This window comes from Povalibacter sp., assembly GCF_036520495.1.
In the GTDB taxonomy this organism is placed as follows: domain Bacteria; phylum Pseudomonadota; class Gammaproteobacteria; order Steroidobacterales; family Steroidobacteraceae; genus Steroidobacter.
In genome coordinates this window covers 74,904-84,022 of the sequence record NZ_DATDJO010000060.1, presented here as the reverse complement: position 1 = coordinate 84,022, position 9,119 = coordinate 74,904, and the positions used below count along the sequence as shown (strand labels likewise).

Sequence of the window (9,119 nt, the reverse complement as noted above, 5' to 3'; positions counted from 1 at the left end):
CAAGCCGATATCCTGCACGGCTGACGATATTGGAAGTCTCGGTAACGATTGGCTCACTGCGTGCGGATTTCATGATGGCCCGGAACGCACACGTGCGATTCCACGATGAGGCCGGATGTACGACTGCAACCGATTCGGCGGGCCCGTGCGAGTGTCTCTGTCAGGCATTCAGCGGAGAGAAGAGGGTGAATGCAGAGACTGAAAAATCAGTCAAGGGGCTGTATCGATCACAAAAACCCATGTATGCAGGATAGCCATTCGGTTGCTGTGTGGATCAAATGCGCCCATGAGCGACGGCCGGCGCATCTCGACGTGGGTACCCGCCCAGACGAAGGCGAGATTCGCGGCACTGGCGCGCCAGCGTGGTCTGTCCGAGTCGGCGTTGATGAAGCGCTTGCTCGAGCAGGCGCTCGTGATCGCCGAGGGCGGCGCCGCGCCGAGCCTCCCCGAAGAAGCGCGCTTGCCGCGCTCGCAGCGCCTGTCCATTCGCCTGGTGCCGGGCGATCGAGTGTTGCTGCGCGAGCGGGCCGCGGCGCGCTCCCTGGCCGCGGCGAGTTACGTGTCGCTGCTGATCCGTGCGCATCTGCGGGCCGTGGCGCCGCTACCCACGACGGAGCTGCGCGCGCTGCGCGAGTGTGTGGCCGAGCTCGCCGCCATCGGCCGCAACCTCAATCAGTGGGTGCGCAGTGGCGGCGAAGCCGCGCATTTGCGACCCGGCAACCTGCAGGTGATGAACATGCTCAAACTGTGCGAGTCGCTGCGCGACCATGTGCGTGCGCTGATGCGCACCAACCTGCATAGCTGGCAATGCGGCCATGGCGATGAGAAGCCGTGAGGCCGAGCGGCCGCGGCCGCTCCTCGACCTGGTGAGTTACGGTCGACGCGCGGGCCTGCCGCGCGAGCACTGGTCGCCCGCTGAACTTGCGCTCATTGCGAGAACGGCGCGCCGCACGCCGGAGGTGATGGTGAAGGTGAGCGGCGGCGGCCGCAGTGTCGCGGCGGTGGCCGCGCACCTCAGGTACGTCGATCGCGAGGGCGCATTGACCTGGCGCACCGATGAGGACGAGGCGCGGGAAGGGCGCGATGTCGCGCACGCCCTGACGGCGGACTGGGATCTCGCGGCCGATGCGGCCGAGATGGCCGCGCCCTATCCGGGCGCACCCGGCCGCCGGCCCACGAAGCTGGTTCACAACCTCGTGCTGTCGATGCCCAAGGGGACGAAGGCCTCGAGCGTGCTCGAGGCGAGTCGCGCGTTCGCACGCGAGGAATTCGCGGGAAGGTATCGGTATGCGATGGTGCTGCACACCGATCGTGGGCATCCGCACGTGCATCTCATCGTGCGGGCAAGGAGCGATCGCGGCGAACGCCTGCGAGTATCGAAGGCCACGTTGCGCGACTGGCGCGCGCAGTTCGCGACGCAGTTGCGCGCGGTCGGTGTCGAGGCGAATGCGACCGAACGCGCGGTGCGCGGTGAGTCTCGGATCGCCCCGCGCGATTCGGTCTACCGCGCCAGCCGGCGCGGACAGTCGACGCACCTGCGGGCTCGGGTCGAGTCGGTGGCGAAAGAACTCCAGGGCGGCTGGCAGATCCGGATCGAACCGGGCGCGATGAAATTGCTGGCGACGCGCCGCCAGGTGCAGGAGGGCTGGCTTGCCGTGGCGCAGTCGCTGCGCGACACGCACCCGGCGATGGCGAGCGAGGTGCGCAGATTCGTGGGGTCGATGCCACCGCCGCTCACTGAGCGACAACGGATTGCGGAGCAGCTTCAGCACCAGCTTCGAAGGGCGCCGCGAACCTGCGAGCCTCCCACCCGATAACTTACGCTCGCGAGTCAGAGTCCATAGAGGACCATCACGCGCCACCGATGGCGCGTCCCATCCGCGCACGTCCATCGCCGTTCGGCACTTCGGGTGACGGCGCCCGCGATCGCGGGGCGCTGTTCAGTGGTGCCGAATCCCCGGTGATCGCTGGGGGTGCTGGGAGGGTGGGGCAAGGAGCAGCGGTGAGTCCGGACTTTTCCCGGGTCGACTCATGCCTGCCGGAAACGTCGAGATCCCCAAATTGTCGACAATGCCCTAGTGAGCCGGCCGGGTGTGCGCTGCACAAGCGCCTCAATTCACCCATTCACGTCCGCGAATTGCCATTGCTTGCCAGTAGCGACACCGTAGGCAATCCAAGGGCAAAAACGTGCATTTCCATCCGGTGAGGGCTGGACCCTATTTCGGACCCTAGCGCACTGCAGCGGTGGACCCTAGCGAGTTATTGCCGAAAAAATTTGAGTGGGATCAGTGGTCGGGGTGACAGGATTTGAACCTGCGACCTATACGTCCCGAACGCGAAAAGACCTGCTGCTACGTGGCTGAAATATTAACAACCACAAAAGCTTAGCATGCACGGTGGGGCCAATAGGGCCTATCTAAACCCAATGGAATCGATCTCTATTGGGTACACCTTTGGTAACACCGAAAATGTGTTTCCGCTTCTTCGGCCTGAGGGGCCAGATTCTGCAGCAGTAGAGACAGGTCACTGCCCGGAGAATGGCCTTCCCCAGCTCCGATCTCGTCCCGGGTTCGCTGACTGTTTTCCCGTGGTCTCAGCCCACCCCCATTGCAATCTCGGCCCAATCGATCAGGCGAGTGCTTGGCCTATACATACCTTCAATGCTGATTCTTCGCTCAGCATTTTGCCGAGAGCCTTCAGATCCGATGCGGATCCCATCTTCGGATTGGATCCCGCCGCAGACTCGCAACTCTTTGTGAGGTGCTGGTGTGGCGATGATTCAATTCGATATTGTGGGTCGGTGTTTGACGCGAACCTACGCCGTCAATGCAAACGGGGAGGAGGACGTGGCCGCCTTCATGGAGACCTGCAATGGAGAGAACGATCCGCTCATGCTCCTGCGTGAAGCATTGTCGACTGAGGATCGGGACCTGATCCTTCACGCTCAAGGGCTGCTACTCGAAGCTGCATCGAGCTGCGGCCTGATGCTTATCATGATCGGCGAGAACGAGCACGAGCCAATCGCGTACGACCGGGATGTGATGGATTTCGCGATGAGAGAAATCGAGTAGTAGCACCGGACGCTCGGGCAGGGAACGTTCGGACCAAATCAGCGAAAGCCTCGAGGGGGCTATTCGGGTTCGGCAAATGCACATGAACACCCGCGTGCGCCCGTGCACTAGGAGCTCAAGTCACCGGTTGGGGGCTGAGACATGCCCATTCGGCCGGATGGCTCGCCAGAGTCACCAGTGCTCGATCGGCCGTGAGCACCTTGTAAAGCTGACAAGCGCCTCCATGTCCAACGTAACAAGAACGGACAATGAGAATGGGGAAGCGAGACCTAGAAAAATGGCCTCAATGCCGCGTTGGCGGTGGCCGGGAACCGCCCTCGGCCCTTGTTGACGAATTCGACCGCATTTTGAGCGATGCGGGCGATGAGCGTCCGCTCCAGACGTTGTTTGCGTCTCACCCGTCCCTATTGGGTCCGCTCACACGGCCCGGTGGCGAATACTGGTGCCTCGACCGGCCGCGCCTCGGCGCCGAGCTGGTTCCCGACTTTCTCCTCGGCACTATCACCTCCGTTGGCTTCCGTTGGGTGATGGTCGAACTGGAAAGCCCGCTCGAACGACCGCTGACGAGGGGCGGCGTGCCGGCGAAGAAGCTTGCGGAAGCCCTGAAACAGGTGCGTGACTGGCGAACATGGCTCGCCGAAAACATCGCTTATGCGCGCACTGAGCTCGGGCTCAAGGACATTGACGGTTCATGTCACGCGTATGTCGTGATCGGACGGCGCGGCAGCCTGGACCCTGCTCAGATCAAGACCTATCGCGCGTTGTCGACCGCCGATACGACTGTGATGACGTATGACCGTTTGCGCGACGTGATCGGGCGCGGTCTTGCCGTTGGAGCGTCCGAATGAAGAACACCGAGATCGAACACCTTTTCAGCGAGACAAAGGTCGAAATCTGGCAGAACCCGTCCTTACGCGAACCGCAGATCGAAGGCTATTTCGCAATCCGGGAACACTTTCAGAAAAGCAACGAGCCGTGTTACGTCCAGCTTCCAGTCGGCTGCGGCAAGACGGGACTCATGGGTTTGGCTCCGTTCAAGGTCGCGAAAGGACGCGTTCTCATCATTGCACCGAACCTGGTCATCCGCGACAACATCCGGCGAGAGCTGAATGTCAGCGATCCGAACTGCTTCTACATCAAACGCGGTGTATTCACACCGAAGAACGGTCCGTATCTGTCCGAGCTGAAGACGGGTGCAAACATCCATGATTGCGACGCGGCCCATATCGTCGTCGCGAACATCCAGCAGTTCTCCGGTGCGCGAAACAAGTGGTATGAGGCCTTACCTGCCGACTACTTCGACATGATCCTTGTCGATGAAGGACACCACAACGTCGCCGAATCATGGGCAAAACTCTTCGAGCATTTCACGAACGCGAAGGTGATTTCCTTTACCGCAACGCCAATGCGCTCCGATGGCAAGGTCGTTGCGGGCGAGCGGATCTACCGCTTCGGATATGCGCGCTCCATGCTAATGGGCTTCATCTCGCAAATCGACGCGTTGTTCGTGAAGCCGACGAGTCTCACGTTCACGGCAGAGGGCGAGACAAAGACGCTCACGCTCGATGACGTGATGAAAATGCGGGACAAGGACTGGTTCAGTAAAGGCATTGCGACCTCGGAGGAATGCAATCGCAGCATCGCTAATGCATCCATCCAGCAGCTGCATCACGTCCGGACGCTCGGTTCGCCGCGGCAACTCATTGCCGTGGCCTGCTCGATCAGACACGCCGCGCAGGTTGCCGCGCTCTACAAGGAACATGGCCTGCGCGTCGAAGTGTTGCACAGTCAACTCGCGGCCGAAGAGCGCGACCGAATTGAAGCGAGCCTGCGCAGCGGGCTCACCGACGTTGTCGTGCAGGTGAACATCCTTGGCGAAGGCTATGACCTTCCGACGCTCTCGGTTGCGGCAGTCTTCCGGCCATACCGAAGCCTCTCGCCTTACGTGCAGTTCGTCGGGCGCATCCTGCGCCTTGCGGCACCGCAGACGCCATATTCGCTCGCGAACCATGTGTATCTCGTGTCGCACGTCGGCCTCAATGATGAGCGTTGGTGGAACGATTTCACCAATTTCGACAAGGACGACCAGGAGTTTTTCAAGGAGTACCTGCAAGGCGAAATGGAGATCGATGGCGAAGGGGAGAGCGGCCCCCGCATGACGCTACGTCCGTTCATGCGCGTCCTCAATGAAGTGGTTGAGAACTACCAGCGCAAGGGTTATCTCAAGAAGATCGACGAGGTGATGATCGGCGACCTCTTCGAGACGATCAGGCAAAAGGGTTTCGAACCAACTGAGTTCGGTTTGACTGAAGACATCATGCGAAGGCGCCTTTCCGCGGCACAAACTGAAAGCAGTGTCGCCGCGTTCAATCCGGTCATCCAGCCGCAGGCGCGCCGCGAAGCGCTCAAGGGACGGCTGCAGAACGAAGCGCGTGCTATCGCCGATACCGTCATCAATCGTCTCAACCTCGACCACCGCGGTCGCGATCTGCTTCGCGCGTTCAGTGGAACCCACAATTCAGAGATCGTGATCCGGCTCGCGAGTGCGGAGCAGAACAAGGTGATGAACCTCGAATCCGGCCAACGCCAATCGGCGGATATCGCTCAGCTTGAAAGCGCAATCGCTGCGTCGGCAGACATCGCGGACAAGATTTCCAGCCTGGTCAGGGAGAAGCTTAGGAATGCCACTAAAGCAGATGATTAAATCGACGGACGTCGAGATCGCAAAGGCCCGACGCACGTGTAGGTACAGCAAGGAAGCGATCCCGAAAGGCTCGGTGTGCATGGTCGTCTACGACGGCCCCCGGGATCGATCCTGTTATTCGAAGAAGATCGCGCTCGACATGATTCAGCTTGCTCGCAAAAGGCTCGATGTGCTGGAAGCCGAGCTGACGCAAGGTCCATGACCATGACGTTTGTCGCTCGTGCTGGCGGTGCTTAAATGGGTGCAACAGCACAACAGCACCTTGATTTTGCTTTCCTCGATGATCTTGCACGGGCTGCTGCGCGCAAGCGCCTTGATCCTGTTCCGTATATCGATTCGGCGATCATCACGCGTCTTGGCCCCGCTCTTGAACTCTTGACGCTGCTCAGGGGTAACGCGTTTCCGGGCGGACGGATCAACGGGGAGATCGGTGCCGCTCTGCGCACGGCGCTCGAGCAAAAGCCCGGCCGGCGCGCCGCCTACATCAATACCGCCGATGAATACGCCGGCTTCATCACTGCCGCGCGCAATCCAGGCGATGACGAAAGGTTGGAGTGGATCGCTTTTTGCCTTGAGGCGCGCAAGGCAGCCGGACGTTCTTTGCCTGACTCCGTCGCGCGCGGAATGGTCGGCGCAATGCGCGAAATGGAGAACAACGTCTACGAGCACAGCGGACGGCACGAGGATGCCGTTGTCGCTTTCCGAGGGACAAGCGAGGATTTCGAGTTCGTCGTCGCCGACAGCGGCATCGGCATACTGAACAGCCTGCATCAGTCGCCTGACTATCAGCATCTGCGTGATCCGGGGACGGCGATCAAGATGGCGCTGAGCGACGGACAATCGCGATGCCGGTATATCGATCCCGCGCGCGGACTTGGATTCCACGATTTGTTCGTGGGTCTGGCGAATTTGAATGGAGAGCTTCGGTTTAGGAGCGATGATCACGCGCTCACGATCGACGGCGCGTCTCCTTCACTCATGAAGGCGCAGCTCAGTCAGAAGGTGCAGCTGCAAGGTTTTGTCGCCAGCGTCGTGTGCCGCCTCAGGCCGACTTCGACAGCGCACTGAGCGGCGGCTCGTGGCCGCCGATCTCATTCCCGACATGTTCGAGCATCGTTCTGATGTTTTCGTCGAATAGGTCATCGATTGTCGCCCCGGTCGCGGTCAGCGCCGGTTCCCATGTCAGGCGCTCGCCGCGAATGACGGCGCGCCGCCGCTTCTGCGACTTCATGAAGGCGTTCGTCTCGATGACCGTCAATCCGGCAAAGGCTTTGCGAAGTGGCGCGAACTCGCCGAAGCCGCCGCGCACCATCAGGTGGAGAGGCTGTTTGACGGCGCCTGCGAGAGCGCTGAGCTGTGCGACGTGCCACTTGATCCGCGATCGCGCGCCGGCGCCGGTCGCAAACTCGAACGCGACGTAGGTGATCTCGGGATGCGCGTTGAGGAACTCGGTCCAGCGTTCCCAATCGCGGTCCGTACGGGCGTTCAAATGGAGCGCGCAGGGCAAGCCTTCCCTCTGCATCTCCGACCAGATGAGCGCGATCCGCTTCATGTTATAGAAGTTGTCTGGGCGCGGCACGTCGTCGAACAGCGAGTAGTTCGGCGTCGTCACGAGATCGATGCCGAGCCGCGCGAGATTGCTTGTGACGGCGACGCGGTGCTCGAGCTTCCACCACCGCTCAAGCGGTGGATCGTGGTCAGTTCCATTCAATATGATGACCGTGTTATCGGCGAGCTGGAAATGCGCAAGGAGTGCGCTCCGCGAGCCGAAGCGCGGAAGGCCGCTCTTCTTGTCGAACATCTGGTAGAGCGACAGAGCGACGGCTTCGGCCTTCGGCGCGCGGCCACGCGCCGACATGTGGTAAATCATCGGCGCGATTAGCGGCAGAGGCCGCGATGAAACCGCAGGCGCGGCCTGCACGCGCATGAGATCGAGACCGCCGACCTCCTGCGAGCGCGCGACCAGGTGCAGCATGTTGCGGGGGCACACGTTGTCGCACGAATTCTGGTTTGTGCAGCGGCAGTACGTCAGGCAGTCGAAGACGCTTGCCTCAACCTGCAACCCTCCGCAGACCTCCTGAAACGAGCATTGCTGACATCCGAGGGATTTCGTGAGAGCGCTGCCGTCATGCCACAGCTTGCGCGAGTTCGGAAACTGGAATCGTTCGACCGGAGGACGGTTGCGGCTACTCGACTTCGACATCGGCGGTACCACTCAGCGGGTTGATTTGAACGATGTGTCCAAGCGCGCAGTCGCCTGCGTCGCGAATGGCGAGGAAGAGATCAGGCGGTGGGGTCTGAACGACACCGATCTGCGTGGTCTCGCGGACCAGGATGAGCTTGCCGCCGCTGATGCAGATCATGACCTGCTCGCCTTCGTGCGCATGAACGCGGTCATTGATATCGGCGTTGATCGTGCGCGTGCGGCAGTCCGGATAGCGCGTGAAAAGTGTCGGCTGTGCGAGATCCTTCTGGCTTTTTCCCAGCCCTTCGTGAAGCTGCGCGCGGCGCGGCGGATGAAATCAAGACCCATGACGCAAGCCCTCCAGGACAGGACGGTAGAGTTTGGTGCGCCCCGCGTTCGTTGCGATCAAGATGCCCTTGTCGGCGAGCGCCACGAGGCGGTTGTTCCAAGCGGTCGCGCCGACCCCCTCATCGTTGCGCTCGGCAAGCGTCGGCGCGTCCGCTTCGCCCGCCTCGAGAACGGCGTCGAGCGCGATGAGCTGCTTGCCGTCGAGCTGGCCAAGGAGTTCCACGTCGGACGGCTCGCCATCGGGGCTCAGGACGCAAACGACATATGCATCGCTGCGCAGCTCAAGGATCAGTTCAAGGTCGTCGCGCGCGCGGCTGGAGAGGTTCGCAGCGATGGGATAGACGTTCGGATATTCGCGGCGCACATATGTGCGATAGGCGACGATGCTCTCGCGCAAAAAGCTCGTCGTGGCGATGTCGATGCCGCTGAAATCGAGAAAGCAGACGTCTGGCTGCGGGGGATTTTTCGTCAGCTGCACAAGGTGAGCGAAAACGGCTTTTCCCTCTGCTTTGCCGGCAAGCAGGCCGTCTTGCGCGAAGTCCTTCATAGCAACATGCATCGTCATGTATCTCACGTTAGTAACGTGAGATATATGATACCATCGCACAGAGGCTGGTCAATAGCTGATAAAGCCTTAAAACTCAGATGTTTACATGATGGTTAAATTTACAAGGTAGGCTTGGGCAATGTACCCTCACGCGTTCACCCAATCAAAGCCTCGGGCCGAGGAACGTGCGTGTTACTGAAATGAATGGACTCGATGTCTACAGACCTTTCCCCAAGGTGAGCTCGCCGTCCGCTCGACTCCCCC

At 60.9% G+C, this 9,119-nt stretch carries 10 protein-coding genes; 7 read left to right on the top strand and 3 right to left on the bottom strand.

Going from position 1 to position 9,119, the window contains the following annotated elements:
- The first annotated feature begins 286 nt into the window (after positions 1–286).
- The 7 genes from VIZ63_RS20545 (at position 287) to VIZ63_RS20515 (ending at position 6,843) form a co-directional block, all read left to right on the top strand.
- A complete protein-coding gene (locus tag VIZ63_RS20545; RefSeq protein WP_331611647.1) occupies positions 287–835 on the top strand; it encodes a hypothetical protein in 549 nt (182 codons plus the stop codon).
- Positions 816–1,817: a relaxase/mobilization nuclease domain-containing protein gene (locus VIZ63_RS20540; protein ID WP_331611646.1), complete on the top strand. Its 1,002-nt coding sequence runs from the start codon at positions 816–818 to the stop codon at positions 1,815–1,817. The genes VIZ63_RS20545 and VIZ63_RS20540 overlap by 20 nt, the downstream gene beginning before the upstream one ends.
- 957 nt (positions 1,818–2,774) lie before the next feature.
- Positions 2,775–3,071 (top strand): hypothetical protein, encoded by a 297-nt coding sequence (locus tag VIZ63_RS20535; protein ID WP_331611645.1) that lies wholly within the window; start codon positions 2,775–2,777, stop codon positions 3,069–3,071.
- A gap of 254 nt (positions 3,072–3,325) precedes the next feature.
- Entirely contained in the window at positions 3,326–3,919 is a 594-nt protein-coding gene (locus tag VIZ63_RS20530) for a Shedu anti-phage system protein SduA domain-containing protein (protein ID WP_331611644.1), read from the top strand.
- A complete protein-coding gene (locus VIZ63_RS20525) occupies positions 3,916–5,775 on the top strand; it encodes a DEAD/DEAH box helicase (protein ID WP_331611643.1) in 1,860 nt (619 codons plus the stop codon). Before VIZ63_RS20530 ends, VIZ63_RS20525 begins: the two co-directional genes overlap by 4 nt.
- Entirely contained in the window at positions 5,768–5,977 is a 210-nt protein-coding gene (locus tag VIZ63_RS20520; protein WP_331611642.1) for a hypothetical protein, read from the top strand. The genes VIZ63_RS20525 and VIZ63_RS20520 overlap by 8 nt, the downstream gene beginning before the upstream one ends.
- A 35-nt stretch (positions 5,978–6,012) precedes the next feature.
- Complete coding sequence (locus VIZ63_RS20515) at positions 6,013–6,843, top strand: hypothetical protein (protein ID WP_331611641.1); 831 nt, start codon at positions 6,013–6,015, stop codon at positions 6,841–6,843.
- Here the strand turns inward: VIZ63_RS20515 and VIZ63_RS20510 are convergent.
- The 3 genes from VIZ63_RS20510 to VIZ63_RS20500 all read right to left on the bottom strand — a co-directional run bounded on the left by VIZ63_RS20510 (position 6,818) and on the right by VIZ63_RS20500 (position 8,873).
- The gene (locus VIZ63_RS20510) at positions 6,818–7,750 is read right to left on the bottom strand and encodes a DUF4417 domain-containing protein (protein ID WP_331611640.1); all 933 of its coding nucleotides are present in this window, start codon (positions 7,748–7,750) and stop codon (positions 6,818–6,820) included. The two genes, VIZ63_RS20515 and VIZ63_RS20510, sit on opposite strands and share 26 nt — an antisense overlap.
- A 211-nt stretch (positions 7,751–7,961) precedes the next feature.
- Complete coding sequence (locus VIZ63_RS20505) at positions 7,962–8,138, bottom strand: hypothetical protein (RefSeq protein ID WP_331611639.1); 177 nt, start codon at positions 8,136–8,138, stop codon at positions 7,962–7,964.
- Positions 8,139–8,297: 159 nt separating this feature from the next.
- A complete protein-coding gene (locus tag VIZ63_RS20500; protein WP_331611638.1) occupies positions 8,298–8,873 on the bottom strand; it encodes a hypothetical protein in 576 nt (191 codons plus the stop codon).
- Positions 8,874–9,119 lie beyond the last annotated feature (246 nt).